Annotated in this window: 14 protein-coding genes and 1 pseudogene; 10 read left to right on the forward strand and 5 right to left on the reverse strand. The window is 60.1% G+C overall.

The genetic code is table 11. From position 1 onward, the window contains the following. Positions 1-18: 18 nt before the first annotated feature. On the reverse strand, positions 19-3,048 hold the full coding sequence (locus AC1DHT_RS08210; RefSeq protein ID WP_427545731.1) for an RHS repeat-associated core domain-containing protein: 3,030 nt from the start codon (positions 3,046-3,048) through the stop codon (positions 19-21). Between the two features lie 191 nt (positions 3,049-3,239). On the opposite strand from AC1DHT_RS08210, the gene AC1DHT_RS08215 reads away from it, so the two are divergent. The 5 genes from AC1DHT_RS08215 to AC1DHT_RS08235 all read left to right on the forward strand — a co-directional run bounded on the left by AC1DHT_RS08215 (position 3,240) and on the right by AC1DHT_RS08235 (position 7,558). Beyond that, positions 3,240-4,046: an alpha/beta fold hydrolase gene (locus AC1DHT_RS08215; RefSeq protein WP_427545729.1), complete on the forward strand. Its 807-nt coding sequence runs from the start codon at positions 3,240-3,242 to the stop codon at positions 4,044-4,046. Then, positions 4,043-4,894 (forward strand): alpha/beta hydrolase, encoded by an 852-nt coding sequence (locus AC1DHT_RS08220; RefSeq protein WP_427545727.1) that lies wholly within the window; start codon positions 4,043-4,045, stop codon positions 4,892-4,894. Before AC1DHT_RS08215 ends, AC1DHT_RS08220 begins: the two co-directional genes overlap by 4 nt. A 50-nt stretch (positions 4,895-4,944) precedes the next feature. Beyond that, positions 4,945-5,604: a glutathione S-transferase family protein gene (locus tag AC1DHT_RS08225; protein ID WP_427545725.1), complete on the forward strand. Its 660-nt coding sequence runs from the start codon at positions 4,945-4,947 to the stop codon at positions 5,602-5,604. Positions 5,605-5,627: 23 nt separating this feature from the next. Further along, the gene (locus AC1DHT_RS08230) at positions 5,628-6,434 is read left to right on the forward strand and encodes a DUF4892 domain-containing protein (RefSeq protein ID WP_427545723.1); all 807 of its coding nucleotides are present in this window, start codon (positions 5,628-5,630) and stop codon (positions 6,432-6,434) included. A 71-nt stretch (positions 6,435-6,505) separates the two neighbouring features. Continuing rightward, entirely contained in the window at positions 6,506-7,558 is a 1,053-nt protein-coding gene (locus tag AC1DHT_RS08235) for an AI-2E family transporter (protein WP_427545721.1), read from the forward strand. Positions 7,559-7,787: 229 nt separating this feature from the next. Here the strand turns inward: AC1DHT_RS08235 and xopAW are convergent, their stop codons facing one another. From xopAW to AC1DHT_RS08250, 3 genes are all read right to left on the reverse strand, one after another. Then, positions 7,788-8,576, reverse strand: a complete 789-nt coding sequence (gene xopAW / locus AC1DHT_RS08240; RefSeq protein ID WP_427545719.1) for a XopAW family type III secretion system calcium-binding effector — start codon at positions 8,574-8,576, stop codon at positions 7,788-7,790. Positions 8,577-8,686: 110 nt separating this feature from the next. Next, positions 8,687-9,727, reverse strand: a complete 1,041-nt coding sequence (locus AC1DHT_RS08245) for a sensor histidine kinase (protein ID WP_427545717.1) — start codon at positions 9,725-9,727, stop codon at positions 8,687-8,689. Further along, on the reverse strand, positions 9,727-10,491 hold the full coding sequence (locus tag AC1DHT_RS08250; protein WP_054593397.1) for a response regulator: 765 nt from the start codon (positions 10,489-10,491) through the stop codon (positions 9,727-9,729). Before AC1DHT_RS08250 ends, AC1DHT_RS08245 begins: the two co-directional genes overlap by 1 nt. Positions 10,492-10,797: 306 nt before the next feature. Between AC1DHT_RS08250 and pyrF the strand changes: the two genes are divergently transcribed. Continuing rightward, the gene (gene pyrF, locus AC1DHT_RS08255) at positions 10,798-11,496 is read left to right on the forward strand and encodes an orotidine-5'-phosphate decarboxylase (protein WP_162491267.1); all 699 of its coding nucleotides are present in this window, start codon (positions 10,798-10,800) and stop codon (positions 11,494-11,496) included. Between the two features lie 120 nt (positions 11,497-11,616). Here pyrF and AC1DHT_RS08260 read toward each other — a convergent pair whose 3' ends face one another. Continuing rightward, positions 11,617-12,621, reverse strand: a complete 1,005-nt coding sequence (locus tag AC1DHT_RS08260) for an NADP-dependent oxidoreductase (RefSeq protein WP_427545714.1) — start codon at positions 12,619-12,621, stop codon at positions 11,617-11,619. A gap of 233 nt (positions 12,622-12,854) precedes the next feature. On the opposite strand from AC1DHT_RS08260, the gene AC1DHT_RS08265 reads away from it, so the two are divergent. From AC1DHT_RS08265 to AC1DHT_RS08280, 4 genes and pseudogenes are all read left to right on the forward strand, one after another. Continuing rightward, positions 12,855-13,616 carry an SDR family oxidoreductase gene (locus AC1DHT_RS08265; protein WP_427545712.1) on the forward strand — a complete coding sequence of 254 codons (762 nt, stop codon included), beginning with the start codon at positions 12,855-12,857 and terminating at the stop codon, positions 13,614-13,616. Between the two features lie 136 nt (positions 13,617-13,752). Continuing rightward, positions 13,753-15,159, forward strand: a complete 1,407-nt coding sequence (locus tag AC1DHT_RS08270; RefSeq protein ID WP_427545710.1) for an aminotransferase-like domain-containing protein — start codon at positions 13,753-13,755, stop codon at positions 15,157-15,159. Positions 15,160-15,368: 209 nt separating this feature from the next. After that, positions 15,369-16,397 (forward strand): annotated as a pseudogene (locus AC1DHT_RS08275) (HAMP domain-containing protein); the annotation flags it as partial. Next, entirely contained in the window at positions 16,395-17,258 is an 864-nt protein-coding gene (locus AC1DHT_RS08280; RefSeq protein ID WP_427533975.1) for a methyl-accepting chemotaxis protein, read from the forward strand. The pseudogene AC1DHT_RS08275 and the gene AC1DHT_RS08280, both read left to right, overlap by 3 nt. The last annotated feature ends 38 nt before the right edge of the window (positions 17,259-17,296 follow it).

A 17,296-nucleotide genomic window follows, 5' to 3' on the forward strand; every position in this document is an offset into this window, starting at 1 on the left:
GCGCCAAAAAGGGGCGTCTCAATGAGGCGACGGAGGTCGGCTGGAGTACGGCGTCGAAGATCGAGAACGCTGCCTCAGCTCGTACGAGCCGGCGCCGGGCAAGACGACCGACCCTCGTGGAGTCGCGGAAATATTCACGATGGAGTCGTTAGGTCTTATCGTGCTCATTTCTATGTTCTCGGTAGTGGGCTTATGTACGGCGAGGCCTTCGGTCACGGAGGTGGTAATGATGGCGCGTTGGTCACCGATGGCGGTGCCGAGCGCTCTTTTGATCATGTTTTTTGTTACAGGATCCAAGTCCATATATCCGGGAACCAGATTCACTACAGCTTGGTCGGCCAATAGACCTAGCGATGCGAAAGCGTGGCGAGTGGTGATGCCGGTTATGGCTTTAGGAATGTCAAAGGTAGGTTCTCCTCCTTTAGCCGGTTTGGTGGGGGTGTTGTAGATTCCGCGTACAAGTGATGCAGCGGCAGCGCTCGTCGCGGTCGCTGCGGAGCCGACGAGAATCGCTTCTAAACCTTTGCCTGCCTCACCCAATACAGCAGACATCAATTGTCCACCGGCATAGCCGAAGGCTCCACCAACGCTCGCCGCAGCAACGATACTCGTTCCTGCGGTCTTTACGCTGGGATAAGGAGTCGAAGGGTTGCTGGGACCAACATGGGACACGTATTGCGACGTCCCTTCGCGAACCGCTGACCCAAAGCCACTGGCGATTTGTGAAACAGCAGCGGTATTGACCCCCGGGGATGTGAAATGGCCGATCAATGAAGGCGCAGCCCCGATACTGGCACCAACAAGAATGCCGCTGACCTTTGTCGTAAGTATTCTTGCCCTGCTGTTCGTCGAAGAGGTGGACAGGGCTCGATTGGCTTCGGCATACCCGGTGACGCCCCCCGATATCCAGCCGGAAAGGGCTCCCATCGCAGTCAACAGGCTGCCGACTGGACTCATCGCGCCGATTGCCATAGTCGCGCCATATTGCAGTGTCGCAGAAACGAGAGCACTACCGCCTTCACGAACCAGTGTCGCTCCTGCCGCATATAGCGTGTCCACCCCGAAAAGCCCCTGAGTATCGACGAGCCTGATCGGGTTGCCGTGCACCATGGCATACAGATTCAACCCATCCGTAGCGCCCGCCGGATCAGCGCTCAACCAACGCTGTCGCCAAGGTAGGTAGTACCGGTGGCCGTAGTAACACAGTCCTGTTGCATCGCGCTCCTTGCCTGAGTAGCGAAAGGTCTTGTAGCTCGCCTCCACCTTGTCCCGCCCGGCCCACCAGCACGTTCCGCCATAGGGGTAATAACATTCCTGGCTGATGAGTTCGGCGTGGTCATCGAGCTCCATCGTGCTGGAGCCCAGGTGGTCGGTGAAGGTGTAACGGTGCTGGTTTTCGGGAATGTCCACTCGTTGGCCTTTTTTCCAGTGCAGCACCTGCACGGTACAGCGTCCGGCCTGCACGGTGATCACGTGCAGGGTTTCCTTGGGGCCTGTGCGAATCTCCAGGCCTGGCAGGTAGCGGGTTTCATGGGTATGGGTCAGCGTGCCGGTGTAAGCCGTGCGGATTTTCCACTGGCGTTGGCCGTTGCTGTCGTAAAGGTAGAGCTCGGCGTCGTTGGGCTCTTCTTCACGCTCCACCTGATCGACCTGGCGCAACTGGTTGCGCAGGTCCCATAGCAAGGGTTGGCCGGGTTGCAACGTGTTCAGGTTGCCATTGTCGTCGTAGCCGGCGCGAATCTCGTCTTCGTCGGGGCGTTTACCATCAGCGCTGTACGGCAGGCTACGGTTGTTGAGTGAAGCGACAGCGGTGTGTTCGGTGCGACTGTTGCTGTCGGCCGTGTGTTGCAGCCGTTCCAGATTGTTTGCGGGGTCGTAGTGAAAGGTTTGCTGGTAGTTTTCCAGTTGGCCGGGATCGGCGGGTGACTGAAAGACCGGTAAGTGCGGGCCGCTCGGAGCATTACGGGTTTGTCGGCCGCTGGCAAAGATCAATCGATGGAGGCTGTCGTACTCGTAGGTATTGATCGCGGCCACCCGCTCATTGCGGAAGTAGCGAATAGCCTGGGCAGCATCGCTGATGCTGCGAATATTGCCCACGGGATCGTAGTCATAAGTCAGGTCTTGCCGTGGTGCTTTTCCCAGGGCCCGGGCCTTGAGTTGCAAGAGTTTGCCGTCCTCGACTGCATAGGTCGCGCAAGACTTTACGCCATTGCCGGCAAGTTGCTGTTCAATCTGGCCGAAGGCGTTGTAGCGGATGGCGCTGACCAGCGTCTTCTCTTCGGCAGCACTGTCCAGTTTCAGGCGTACTTCTCGCAGTTCACCGGCGCGGGTCTGACTGAAGATTTGCCGGTTACCCCCGGCGTCGGTCTGTTCGCACGGTTCGCCAACGGCGTTGTAGCGTACGCGGGTGATAGCAGGTTCGAGCTCCAGCAAGGCGTCGCGTTCAGTTTCGACTTCGGGCCAATTCACTGGCGACTGCGGGTCAGCAATGAATTGTCGGGACTGCTCAAGAGGGGCACCCGCAAGGCTGAATTCAGTGAAGTGTTGTGTGCCGGCCGTGTCGTCAATGCGAATCAACCGACCGCAGCGGTTGTGGGCGGCGGTTTCTGCTGTGGCGTCGGCGTATGAAAAGCGTTCGGTACAGTGCTCTGTTTGACCTTGAGCCTGCTCGAAAATGGCGCTCGGTCGCAGCAGATCGTCATGGATCGCGCGGCTTTGATTACGTTTTTGGTCCCAGCCCTGCAACCGTTGCCCGGCTGCACCGAACAATCCCAGGCGCCATCCGGCGTCGCCGTTTTCGGACAGCAGCGCCGTGCCTGAGAGGCTGAACACCGTGGACTGATTGACGGCCTCGCCGGAGCCGCCTTCGAGCAACTGGAACAGACGTGGGTCACGGCTGTGGACGGCGCGCCCAGCTGTATCGTAGACCTGCTGAGTAATGTGTGACTCTGTCGTGTCGCCCGCCTTGCGCCGGTGATAGGCCACTGCCCGCACAGCCTTTGCACAAGGGTCGATCACAGCGATCGTCGGTGTGTTGGCGTGTGTCATGGACGATCCGTATCAACGACTATGGCGGCAGGTTCTTTTCGATCTAAACGGAGCCATTGTCAACTGTCAGAATTAACAGGTAGGCCCATAGCCTTGGCCTGACTGTCATCATTCCTGGCAGTTACGGTCATTGCTGTGGGCTTGTGTCTTACGGACAATCAACACCTGATTTCGTTTATGGACGCGCCGTTATGCCGCAGCAGATCTTTTTCGCCCATGCCAATGGCTTTCCTTCAGGCACCTACGGCAAGTTGTTTGCCGCGCTGGCGCCGGAGTACCAGGTCGCGCATCTGCAGCAGCACGCCCATGACCCGCGGTTCCCGGCCGACGATAACTGGCACAACCTGGTCGACGAGCTGATCCATCACCTGAAACAGCAACCCGAGCCGGTGTGGGGCGTTGGCCATTCCTTTGGTGGCGTCTTGCACCTGCACGCGGCCCTGCGTTGCCCGGAGCTGTATCGTGGCGTGGTGATGCTGGATTCACCGGTGCTGACCCGCCCCGATCAATGGGTTATCCGCGCCGCCAAGCGTTTTGGCTTTATCGACCGCTTGACCCCGGCCGGCCGCACGTTGGGGCGTCGCGAGGAGTTCGCCGACCTGGAGTCGGCGCGCAGCTATTTCGCCGGTAAAACCCTGTTTCGCGGTTTTGATCCGGACTGCCTCGATGCGTACCTGCAACACGGCTTGCACAAGGTTGGTGATCGCCTGCGCCTGCGCTTTGATCCGGCTACCGAGATCAGCATCTACCGTGGTGTTCCGCACACCAGTCCAGGCCGTCCTCGCCAGTTGAAAGTACCGCTGGCGGTGGTTCGTGGCCGGCAGAGCCGGGTGGTCATGCGCCATCACGCCAGCTTCGTCGGCCGCATGCCACAAGGCGAGTCGCTGACAATGCCCGGCGGCCACATGTTTCCCCTTGAACGCCCGCAAGACACCGCGACGTTACTAAAAAAACTGTTCAGCCGTTGGGATGGGCACAGCGAGCGGAGTTGCGCATGAACAGCGTCGAAGAAGTCCGCCTGAGCCTGCCGCACATCGAGTTGGCCGCGCACCTGTTCGGTCCTGAAGACGGTCTGCCGGTGATTGCCTTGCACGGCTGGCTTGACAATGCCAACAGCTTTGCGCGCCTGGTGCCGAAGCTTGAAGGCCTGCGCATTGTCGCGCTGGACATGGCCGGCCACGGGCATTCCGGGCATCGGCCATTGGGCGCCGGTTATGCGCTGTGGGATTACGCTCACGATGTGCTGCAAGTTGCGCAGCAGATGGGCTGGAAGCGGTTTGCGCTGCTGGGCCATTCCTTGGGCGCAATCGTTTCGGTGGTACTCGCCGGTGCCTTGCCCGAGCGCGTGACGCATCTGGCGCTGATCGACGGGGTGATTCCGCCCACCGCCGCTCACGACAACGCCGCCGAACGCATGGGCATGGCCCTGCAAGCGCAGCTGGATCTGCAAGAAAAACGCAAACCGGTCTACAACACCCTGGATCGCGCCATCGAAGCCCGTATGAAAGGCCTGGTCGCGGTCAGTCGTGAAGCCGCCGAGTTACTCGCTCAGCGGGGTTTGATGCCGGTGCCGGGCGGCTACACCTGGCGCACCGACAGTCGCCTGACGCTGGCGTCGCCACTGCGTCTGACCGATGAACAGGCGATGTCCTTCGTTCAGCGAATCAGTTGTCCTGCGCAATTGGTGGTTGCCGCTGACGGCATGCTCGCCAAACACCCGGAATTGCTGGAGCGTCTACCCTTTAGCCGTGAACAGCTGCCCGGCGGCCATCATTTGCACCTGAATGACGAGCCCGGCGCCGCCCTTGTTGCAGACTGTTTCAATCGGTTCTTCGCCGTTCCTTGACTTGCAGCGGGCAACTGTCGAGGCTGGGCGGGTTGAAAGGGGAGACAACCATGATAGATCTCTACACCGCTGCGACTCCGAATGGCCACAAGGTCTCTATCGTGCTCGAGGAACTCGGCTTGCCCTACACGGTGCATGTCCTGAGTTTCGACAAAAAGGAACAAAAGGCTCCAGCGTTTCTCAAGATCAATCCCAATGGCCGGATTCCGGCGATTGTCGATCGGGACAACGGTGATTTCGCCGTGTTCGAGTCTGGCGCGATTCTCATCTACCTGGCTGAGCTGAGCGGAAAACTGCTGCCCAAGGATCCGAAAGGGCGTTCGGTGGTGATCCAGTGGCTGATGTTCCAGATGGGCGGTATTGGCCCGATGCAGGGGCAGGCCAACGTGTTTTTCCGTTATTTCCCGGAGAAGCTTCAGGGCGCCATCGACCGCTATCAGCATGAAACCCGGCGTTTGTATGAAGTGCTGAACACGCGTCTGGAAACTGTCGAGTACCTGGCCGATGACTACAGCATTGCTGACATCGCCACTTACCCGTGGGTCCGTGGCCATGAGTGGTCTGGCGTTTCGGTAGACGGTTTACCCGCCTTGCAACGCTGGATGGCGGTGATGGAAGCTCGCCCGGCGGTGCAGCGTGGCTTGCAGATTCCGCCGCGTAACGACGACGCCAATGTCGTCAAAGGCGCTCAGGCCATGCTGATCCGATGAGAGTACCTTCAAGGTTGAACAGCATGCGCTTGATCTGTTGGTTGGGGATGGGGTGTTTCAGTTCGCTGGTGTTTGCCGCCGATGTACCGGGAAGTCACGATTTGCCGCTGGTGCCGCGTCTGGCCGATGCGCAGATCGTCGACTATCGCCCGCTTGCGGAGCTTGAACGGATCTATCCCATGGGCTCGATCCGCAAAATCAGCGGCCAATTGCGTTTCGATGGCCAGGTCAGTGCCCGTGGAAAAGTGACCTCGGTGACCTACGAGTTGCCGCCCGAGCATTCGTCCACCGAGGCCTTCACCGCCGCTCGCGAAGCCTTGCAGAAACAGGGGGCCGAACTGCTGTTCTGGTGCCAGGCCCGTGATTGCGGCGAAAGCAGCCTGTGGGCCAATCAAGTGTTCGGCAACGCCAAGCTCTACGGTGCCGACGATCAACAGGCTTACCTGCTGCTGCGACTCGCGGCACCGCAGGACAACTCGTTGTTGGCGCTTTACAGCATCACTCGGGGCAATCGAAAAGCCTATCTGCACGTCGAACAATTCGACGCCAGCACGCCATTGGGCGAGTTGTTGCCGACCTCGGCGACCCTGTTGCGTCAGCTCAAGGACACCGGCGTGCTGGACCTGCCGCGGCTGACGGGCGATCCGCAACCGGTGTGGCTGACATTGCTGTCGCGCGGCTTGAACCTCGATACGACTTTGCGCGTCAGTGTTTCCGGAGCCAACGCTGAAGCCTGGCGTCAGGCGCTGGTCGGGCAGGGCGTACGTGCGGCGCGGATGGAACTCGGCAACGTACCGGCAACCGGCCTGCACATCGAATTCCTGCGATAGTTTTTTCCTCGGCGAACGTGTCATTGGCCGTTCGCCTACTCTTTGTTGATTGACCTGGCTCGAGATTTTTCATGATCAATAACGATCGCCTGTTGGTGCAGATCCTGCTCCTGGTGTTGTTCGGTGCCAGTTTCTGGGTGATGGCGCCCTTTTGGTCGGCGCTGTTCTGGGGCGCGGTGCTGGCGTTCGCCAGTTGGCCGCTGATGCGTTTGTTGACCCGCTGGCTCAAGGGGCGCGAATCCCTTGCGGCGGCGTTGCTGACGCTGGGCTGGATGGTGCTGGTGGCGGTGCCGTTGGTGTGGCTCGGTTTTAACCTGGCCGATCATGTGCGTGATGCCACGGTGTTTCTCAAGGATGTACAAGTTGACGGCTTGCCGGCGGCACCGGTGTGGCTGGCCGGGATACCCTTGGTTGGCGAGCGGCTGGCTGGGCTCTGGAACAGCCTTGATCAGCAAGGCGCGGCGCTGTTGTTGGCGGTCAAACCCTATCTGGGGCAGGTCGGCAACTGGTTGCTGGCGCGCAGTGCACAGATCGGCGGAGGGATCCTCGAGCTGACCTTGAGCATCGTTTTCGTGTTCTTTTTCTATCGGGACGGCCCGCGCTTGGCGATGTTTGCTCACCGTTTGCTGGAGCGGCTGATCGGCGAGCGTGCCGGTTATTACATCGAGCTGGTCGCCGGAACGGTGCAGCGGGTGGTCAACGGGGTCATCGGCACCGCCGCCGCCCAGGCGGTCCTGGCGCTGATCGGCTTCCTGATTGCCGGTATTCCGGGCGCACTGGTGCTGAGTATCGTCACGTTCCTGCTCAGCCTGATTCCCATGGGCCCGCCGCTGGTGTGGATTCCGGCGACGGCCTGGCTGGCCTGGAAGGGCGAGTACGGCATGGCGGTGTTCCTCGGCATTTGGGGCACGTTCATCATCAGCGGCGTCGACAACGTACTCAAGCCCTACCTGATCAGCCGTGGCGGCAACTTGCCGTTGGTAATCGTGCTGCTTGGGGTGTTTGGCGGGTTGATCGCCTTTGGCTTTATCGGCTTGTTCATCGGTCCGACCTTGTTGGCCGTGGCGTACAGCCTGTTGACCGACTGGAGCAACAGTCAGGCGCGGGTTGAAGAAAGGCGTTGAAATACGGCGCAGGATTGCTCCCGTAGCAGCTGCCGAGCCTGCGAGGCTGCGTTCGGCTGCGAAGCAGTCGTGAATCAGTAAATCCTGCCTCCACTGTTAACCTGAAAAAACGTGGTGTCTGATTTTACGACTGCTTTGCAGCCGAACGCAGGCTGCGCCAGCTGCTACGGATCGCGTAGCGGCTTGACTTAGTGGCACCCTCTCGCCATAGGTTATGCGCTGATCAGCCTCAGGCCGCGGCGCTCAGGTTTTTGCTTGAGTTCAGGGTATTGGCCTGCGAGTACTGCTGATTCATGCTGACGATCAACTTGCTCAAGGCCTCGGCGACTGCGCCTTGATCGATGGTCCCGCTGTTCTGGCTGCTGCCCGTCTGTAGAGCCGTGAGCAGGGCCGCACCATTGTCGGTGCTGCTGGTGGACGAGGTTGCGGCCAGGGCGCTACTCAGTTCGCTGGTGCTGATGCTGCCATCACCATTCGTGTCGAGCTGGCCAAACAGGGACTGGCTGGACAGTTGCTGCGGCGGCTGAGGTGGGGTGAGGGCGGCAACCAGTTCGTCCTTGCTCACGCTCCCGTCGTTGTTCGTATCCAGCGCCGCAAACAGGCTCTTGTTGTCGGCGGTGCTGCCGGCTTTCGTCAGGCCATTGCTCAGCTCATCGCTGCTGATGCTGCCATTACTGTTGCTGTCCAGAAGACTGAGCATGCTGTCGGCCAGTTCGGTGCTGGGCGGCTGATCATTATGGGCTTGGCAGGACGATGGCGTCATGGCAGCCATTTCCTGGCTGCTCAGACCACCACTGTTATCGGAGTCCAGGCTGCTGAATTGCTGGCTCAGGCTGTTCAGTACGCGGCTGTCGCTTTTCTTCGCCAGGGCGCTGTTCAGCTCATCCTTGGAAACGGTTCCGTCGCCATCGGTGTCGAGCTTGGCGAACAACTCTTTCTGACGCTGCTGAAGTCGCGCGGTGTACGCCGCACTGGTGGCGCTGGTATAGCTGGAGTTACTGCTGACGCTGCCGATCATGGGCTCACTCCCTGGATGGATAAAACCGGTGAAGGCACCGGCCCATGCAGCCTCGGGGGAGCAGTTGTCGTGGGTATGTGGAATTTGTACGAATCAGCACACAGAGTCTGTCAGACCCGTGGCAGGCAGACCACGGCCGTCAGGCCGCCGCCCGGGGTTTCTTCCAGGCTTAATGCTCCGCCCAGCCGTTGAGCGGCTTCGCGGGCGATGGTCATGCCCAGTCCAATGCCGCCAGAGTTGCGGTTGCGTGAACCTTCCAGGCGAAAGAACGGCTCGAACACGGCTTCGCGTTTGTCGGCGTTGATCCCCGGGCCATGATCGATCACTCGAATGATCAACTGTTCACGGCTGTCTTCAAGGGTGATCAGTGCCTGGCCGGCGTACCGCAAGGCATTGTCCAGCAAGTTATTGATGCACGACCGCAGGGCCATCGGTTGAACCTGCAACGGTGCACAGTGCCCGCTGGCCTGCACGTCAGCGCCCTGGTCCTGGGCGTTTTCGCTGAGCGATTCGATCAGCGCCTGCACGTCCATCCACTGCAGGGCTTCGCTGGTACGTTGTTCGTGCAGGTAGCTGAGGGTCGCATCGAGCATGCGAATCATGTCGTCGAGGTCTTGCCGCATCTGCCCTTGCAGCTTGATGTCGTCGATCTGCTCCAGGCGCAACTTTAGCCGCGACAGTGGCGTACGCAGGTCATGGGAAACGGCGCCGAGCATTCGCGAACGCTGCTGCACCTGCTCACGGATACGCTTCTGCATCAGGTTGAAGGTGTGCGCCGCCTGCCGCGATTCTCGTGGACCGGACTCATCAAGCGGTGGGCTGTCGAGGTTTTCGCTGAGGCTCTCGGCGGCCGCGCTCAAGCGTTGAATTGGTCGTGAGAGCAGCTTTGCGCCGTACCAGGCGGCAATCACCAGCGAGATAAGCTGAAAGGTCAGCGGTACGACCGGGCCGCCAAACCAGGGACGCGGTGGCCTGTGTTTGAAGGGCTGCGGCGGTTGCCCGTTGAACCCGGCGGAAAACTCCGGCGGTGGAGGGGGCGGGGGATGGCCGTAATGGTGGAACCAGAAGAACGCCAGAAGGTGCGCCAGGATAATTGCCAGCAACAGCACGCCAAACAGGCGGCCGAACAGCGTATCGAAGCGCGCACGCATCAGCCGATGTCTCGGGCGTCGAACAGGTAGCCTTCGCCGCGAACGGTTTTGATCAACTGAGGTGATTTTGGATCGTCACCGAGCTTTTGCCGCAGGCGCGAGACCAGTAGATCGATACTGCGATCGAACGCTTCGATCGAGCGTCCACGGGCGGCGTCCAGTAATTGCTCGCGGCTGAGCACTCGTCGCGGGCGTTCGATGAATACCCAGAGCAAACGGAATTCGGCGTTCGACAGCGGCACTACCAGACCATCGACGGAGATCAACTGGCGGAGCACGCTGTTGAGGCGCCAGTTGTCGAAGCGAATGTTGGCGCGTTGTTCGGTACGGTCATCGCGTACGCGGCGCAGGATGGTTTGAATCCGTGCGACCAGCTCTCGTGGCTCGAACGGCTTGGCCATGTAATCGTCGGCCCCCAGTTCCAGGCCGATGATGCGGTCGGTGGGTTCGCAGCGGGCGGTGAGCATCAGGATCGGGATGTCCGATTCGGCGCGCAACCAGCGGCACAGCGACAGACCGTCTTCGCCGGGCAGCATCAGGTCCAGCACGACCACGTCGTAATGCTCCGCTTGCAGCGCCAGACGCATGGCGGCGCCGTCGGTAACGCCGCTGGCGAGGATGTTGAAACGGGCCAGGTAGTCGATCAGCAGTTCGCGGATTGGAACGTCGTCGTCAACGATCAGCGCGCGGGTGTTCCAGCGTTTGTCTTCGCCGGCTGCGGGGGCTTTTTGATCATCGTTCAGAGGAGCAGGGCTATTTTGCATGCGTACGTTCATCTGCCAGAGAGGCTGCCAACCACAAAAGATGGGCTGCGAGGTTGTGGCTTCAGCATAAGACGTCCGGCCGTGAGGCGGGAAGTGCTGTAGGAAGTCTTGCGGTTGCCGAGGGTAGCCTTGGGCGGTGTTGAGGGCGTGTCGTGAGTGTATCCGTTTCGACACAATTGCCGGGCGCGCGGGGTTTATCATCCGGCAACCGGCACTGTTGACGATGATTTACCGATCATCGGGTCCCGGACGGGCTCGCGTTCCGCTACAATGCGCGCCGATTTCGACTTGCCTGAGAGCCCACTCATGTCCGCCTGCCAGACTCCTATCATCGTCGCCCTGGATTTCCCTACCCGTGACGCCGCACTGAAGCTGGCCGACCAGTTGGACCCGAAGCTGTGCCGGGTCAAAGTCGGTAAGGAACTGTTCACCAGTTGCGCTTCGGAAATCGTCGGGACCTTGCGCGACAAGGGTTTCGAGGTGTTTCTCGACCTTAAATTCCATGACATTCCGAACACCACCGCGATGGCCGTCAAGGCAGCTGCGGAAATGGGCGTGTGGATGGTCAACGTGCATTGCTCCGGCGGCCTGCGCATGATGGCAGCCTGTCGCGAGGTGCTCGACCAGCGCAGCGGTCCAAAACCGCTGTTGATCGGCGTGACCGTGCTGACCAGCATGGAGCGTGAAGATCTGGCCGGGATTGGCCTGGACATCGAGCCACAGGAGCAGGTGTTGCGTCTGGCGGCACTGGCAGAAAAAGCCGGGATGGATGGCCTGGTGTGCTCGGCGCTGGAAGCCTCGGCGTTGAAGGCGGCGCATCCGTCGCTGCAACTGGTGACGCCGGGGATCCGCCCGGCGGGCAGTGCCCAGGACGATCAGCGTCGCATCCTGACACCGCGCCAGGCACTGGATGCCGGTTCCGACTATCTGGTGATTGGTCGTCCGATCAGCCAGGCAGCCGATCCGGCCAAGGCCCTGGCCGACGTCGTGGCCGAACTGGCCTGATCAAACACTGAAGATCCAAATGTGGGAGCGAGCCTGCTCGCGATGGGGCCATAACAGTCAGCATTGATGTTGAATGTCAGCCCGGCATCGCGAGCAGGCTCGCTCCCACATTGGTTTGCGTTAAACCTTCAGAACCAGCTTGCCAAAGTTCTCACCGCTGAACAGCTTCATCAGCGCTTCCGGGAATGTCTCCAGTCCTTCGACGATGTCTTCCTTGCTCTTGAGCTGCCCCTTGGCCATCCATCCGGCCATTTCCTGCCCGGCGGCGGCGAACTGCGCGGCGTAATCCATCACCACAAAGCCTTCCATCCGTGCACGGTTGACCAACAGCGATAGATAGTTGGCCGGGCCTTTGACCGCTTCCTTGTTGTTGTACTGGCTGATGGCGCCGCAGATCACCACGCGGGCCTTCATGTTCAGGCGGCTGAGCACGGCGTCGAGAATATCCCCGCCGACGTTATCGAAATACACGTCTACGCCTTTCGGGCATTCGCGCTTGAGGCCGGCAACCACGTCTTCGTGCTTATAGTCGATGGCGCCGTCGAAGCCCAATTCGTCAATCAGGAACCTGCACTTGTCCGCGCCGCCGGCGATGCCCACCACGCGGCAGCCTTTGATCTTGGCAATCTGCCCGGCAATGCTGCCCACCGCGCCGGCGGCACCCGACAGCACCACAGTCTCCCCGGCCTTCGGTGCACCGACATCGAGCAGCGCGAAGTAAGCGGTCATGCCGGTCATGCCCAGTGCTGACAAATAACGCGGCAATGGCGCCAGTTTCGGGTCGACCTTGTAGAAGCCTCGTGGCTCACCGAGGAAATAATCCTGCACGCCCAGCGCACCGTTGACGTAGTCGCCCACGGCAAAGCCCGGGTTGTTCGAGGCAATCACCTTGCCCACGCCGAGGGCGCGCATGACTTCGCCGATGCCCACGGGCGGAATGTAGGACTTGCCTTCGTTCATCCAGCCACGCATGGCCGGGTCCAGCGACAGGTACTCGTTCTTGACCAGGATCTGGCCCGCCGCCGGCTCGCCGACAGGGACTTGCTGATAGGTGAAGGTCTCGCGGGTCGCAGCTCCCACCGGGCGTTTGGCGAGCAGGAATTGGCGGTTGATCTGGGCAGTCATGGCGGGCACTCAAAGTTGAATGAAGTCTGATTGATAGACCCTCATGGCGCTTGTCGCAAGGTTTGCTGACTCAGCGAATACATCCCGATTCAATGGAGTGATAGTTGGGTGGGCTGATCCATCACTGCAACTCATAAGCAATCAACCGGCCCTCTGATAGTGCTGCCGCGTGACAGGGCAGGGTGCTTAGACTGCGAGAACGAGATCCCCCCACATCGTTCGAGGACATAACAATGAGCATGACGTTTTCCGGCCAGGTTGCGTTGGTGACAGGGGCTGCCGCCGGTATTGGCCGCGCGACCGCCCAGGCGTTTGCCGCCGAAGGCTTGAAAGTGGTGGTCGCGGACCTTGATGTGGCTGGCGGCGAAGGTACCGTCGAGCTGATTCGGGCTGCCGGTGGCGAAGCGGTTTTCGTGCAATGCAACGTGACCCTGGAAAGCGACGTGCAAAACCTGATGGCCAAAGCAGTAAGCACTTATGGCCGCGTCGACTACGCCTTCAACAATGCCGGGATCGAAATCGAAAAGGGCAAGCTCGCCGAAGGCACACTCGATGAGTTCGACGCGATCATGGGCGTCAACGTCAAAGGCGTCTGGTTGTGCATGAAGTACCAACTGCCGTTGATGCTGGCGCAAGGTGGCGGTGCGATCGTCAATACCGCTTCGGTGGCCGGGCTTGGCGCGGCGCCGAAGATGAGCATCTACGCGGCGTCCAAGCATGCGGTCATCGGCCTGACCAAATCGGCAGCCATCGAATATGCGAAGAAGAAAATCCGCGTGAATGCAGTCTGTCCGGCGGTTATCGATACGGACATGTTTCGCCGTGCCTATGAAGCCGATCCGAAGAAAGCCGATTTCGCCGCCGCCATGCACCCGGTGGGACGTATCGGCAAGGTCGAGGAAATTGCCAGTGCGGTGCTGTATCTGTGCAGCGATGGGGCGGCGTTCACCACCGGTCACTCGCTGGCGGTGGATGGCGGGGTGACGGCGTTCTGAGGGGTTGCCTGCGACGTAGCGTCGGGCATTGTGTTTCAAAGGGTTAGAGGAGGGTGTTTTAGCGGCGTTGTCGCACATTGTGATGACAGCGCCTGTGCTTAACTGGGTCCAGAAAAACAGTTGGAGTGGGTCTCTCATGGAATTGAGAATCGATCGACAGGCGCTGGTGCCTGTCGTGCAGCAAATTGTTGATGCCCTTGCTGGCTGGATTCGCCAAAGTGCCGTCGAGCCAGGAACGCGTTTGCCGTCCATTCGACAGCTGGCCCGGGAAAACCTGCTCAGTCAGTCCAGTGTCATCGAGGCCTATGAGCGCATGGTCGCCCAAGGCGTGCTGGCATCGCGTCATGGCTCGGGGTTTTTCGTTGCCGGGCCTTTGGGCGCGACACATCGTTGCGCTGACCCATCGGGCCCCGCGGCGGCTGACGCAAACAGTGTCGGAGTGGTCGACGACCCGCTGGGCATGTTGCCGCTGGGGCGAGGTGGTATGCCCGAAAGCTGGCGCGAGAGCGACGATCTCAGTTATGCCATTCGCCAGGTTTCGCGTACCGACATGGCCGGACTGTTCAATTACAGCCCTTCATACGGGTTGCCGGTCTTGCGCCAACAGATCCTCAAGCGCCTGCAACAGATGAGTATTGCCGTCGATGAGAACCAGGTTCTCACCACTACGGGGGCCACTCATGGGCTTGATCTGATCGTACGGGCGCTGCTCAAGCCGGGTGATTGCGTGGTGGTCGAAAGTCCGGGGTATTCGAATCTGTTCCAGCTGCTCAGGTTGCATGGCATCAGGTTGCTGGAAGTACCGCGGACCTCTCGCGGCCCCGACATCGAAGTACTCGAATCCTTGTTGAACGCGAACAATCCCCGTGCGTTGTTCATCAATAGCCTGTTCCACAATCCGACCGGCAGTAGCCTGGCACCCGCCGTTGCACAACGGATTCTGCAATTGGCCAAGCGTCATGAGTTAATCATCGTCGAGGATGACGTCTACGCTGACTTTCAGGGCAGTGCCGGCACCCGTCTGGCGGCAATGGACGCGTGTCAGAACGTGATCTATGTCGGCAGCTTTTCGAAAACCCTCAGCAGTTCGCTGCGGGTTGGTTATGTCGTGGCCAGTGCCGCAATCATTACGCGCCTGGCAGACATGAAGATGATTACCAGCCTGGGGGCTTCGCGGTTTTGCGAATCGGTGGTGAGCAATCTGTTGGCCAATGGCGCCTACCGCAAACTGGTACAGCGCCAGCGTCAGCGATTGAGGCGGGATTTGGCGGCGACATTGCTGGTGCTTGAGGACGCGGACTGGGAGGTGTTCGGCAAGCCTGCGGGCGGGTTGTACATTTGGGCCAGGCCACGAGAGCACGAACCGGCGCGGGTGCGCACGCTGGCTCACTCATTCGGTATCGTGCTGTCCTCGAGGACGGCCTTCAGCCCCAGTGGTGAAACCGGCGACTGGCTGCGCATCAATGTGGCCTATGCCAGCGATCCTCGGGCCCAGGCGTTTTTTCAGGCCTGCGCATTACCGGATCGACTTCAACCGTTCTGAAAACGACTCGCGCGTAGCTTTTTGCCATTATCGCGGCGCCAAAGGCTTGTGCTTGGGGGCACCCCATTGCGAATCTGCAACAACAGAAAATGGTCGTGTTGCCATTGAGTATGGGAAGGGGGTTACGAGCAATGATTTCGGCCGTGCAAGGACGTTTTGCCAACCTCGGTATGGCAAAAAAACTGGGTGTCGGTTTTATTCTGGTCCTGATGTTGACAGCCGTGGTGGCTGCTATCGGCGTCTGGTCCTTGCAAACCATCAGCCAGCGCTTCGACGGGCTCAAGCAGATGTCGTCGCTCAACAGTGGTTTGCTCAAGGTGCGTTTGCTTGAGCAGGAATACGCCTTGCACAGTGATCCGAAAACCGTCGATGCCTTGCACAAGGGTGTTGACGCGTTGGTCGCCCTCGCAACGCAACTCAAGGCACAGTCGGCGGCTAACGTCCCGATGATGAATGATGTCGAGCAGTCACTGGGGGCGTACCGCAAAGCCTTCGATGAGTTCGTCGAGCTGACCCAGTCCAAGGAACTGGCGCTGGAAATGGCCAGTTGGTCGGTGTCCAGCGTGGCCAATAACCTTGATGTGCTGCAGGGCGGCCTTGCCGACGATGGYGCTTATGCGCTCAAGGATACGCAAGGTAAGGAAGGCGCGGAGGTTATCGAGCAAGCCAACCAGGTCAGTCAGGTGTCGAGGCTGATGTTGCAGGCCATGAATGAGGCGCGAGTGCGCCTGGATCAAAGCCGCAAGGCCAGTGACGAAAGTGCCGAGCAAGGCAAGATTGAACAGGCCGACCAGGCATTGACCCAGGTTGAGGCATTGAAGAGCGCGGTCAAGGACTCGGGCTACCAGACAGTGCTCAACGAAGTGGCCGGGCATATTGCCAGTTTCAGCGAAAAACTTGCCGAGTACACAGGGCTGCTGACTCAGGAGAAAAAGGTCTATCAGCAGTTGCATGAGCGCGCCGCCGAAGTGGTGCAGCGGGTCGATCAGGCTTACACGGCCGAGGACCGGTCGATGCAGGCAGAGCTGAAGAAGAATTCGGCGCTGATCATTGCGTCCTCGGCGCTCGCGCTGCTGGTCGGGCTGATTGCCGCGTGGGTGATTACCCGCTTGATCGTTGCGCCACTGCGCAGTGTGATTCTGGTTGCCCAGAAAATTGCGGCGGGCGATCTGAGCGCGACCGTGCAGGTGACGCGGCGTGATGAAATCGGCCAGTTGATGCAGGCCATGCAGCAAATGGGCGCAGGGTTGAGCAGTATTGTCAGCGGCTTGCAGGCGGGTATCGAGCAGCTCGCAAATTCCGCGCAATCGCTCTCGGCGGTGACCGAGCAGACCAACCTGGAAGTCAGTAGCCAGAAGGAAGAAACCGAACAAGTCGCCACCGCGATGAATCAGATGACCGCGACCGTGCATGATGTTGCGCGCAATGCCGAGGAAGCGGCATTGGCGGCGCAGACCGCAGACGGCAAGGTCGAAACCGGTCAGCAGGTCGTGCGTCAGAGCATGCAGCGCATCGAGCAACTGGCTGACTCGGCGACGTCGGCCAGTTCCAGCATCGAAAGCCTCAGTGCGGAAATCCAGAACATTGGCACTGTCCTCAGCGTGATCAAGAGCGTCGCCGAGCAAACCAACCTGCTGGCACTCAATGCGGCCATCGAGGCCGCGCGAGCGGGTGAGCAGGGCAGGGGCTTTGCCGTGGTAGCCGATGAGGTCCGTGCCCTGGCCAAGCGTACCCAGCAATCCACAGAGGAAATCGAGCGTCTGGTGAGTGCCTTGCGTTCAGCTGCGCAGGCTTCGGTGCAGCAAATCCAGAGCAGCGGCGAGTTGGTCAAGCTTGCCGTCAGTGATGCGCTACAGACCGAGAGTGCGCTGGGCAGTATCGCTGCGGCGGTCTCGCTGATTCAGCAGATGAACCAGCAGATCGCTGCCGCGGCCGAACAACAGAGTTCGGTTGCCGAAGAGATCAATCGCAGCGTGACCAGCATCCGTGCCAGTGCCGATCAATCTTCAGTCGCCATGCAAGGCAATGCCGCGTCGAGTATCGAGCTGGCACAGTTGGGGGTTGAGCTGAAGGGGATGGTGGGGCATTTCAGGTTGTAAGCGTGTGTGGCGAGGGAGCTTGCTCCCGTCAGCGCGGT

The organism is Pseudomonas sp. 05N432 (assembly GCF_056396945.1).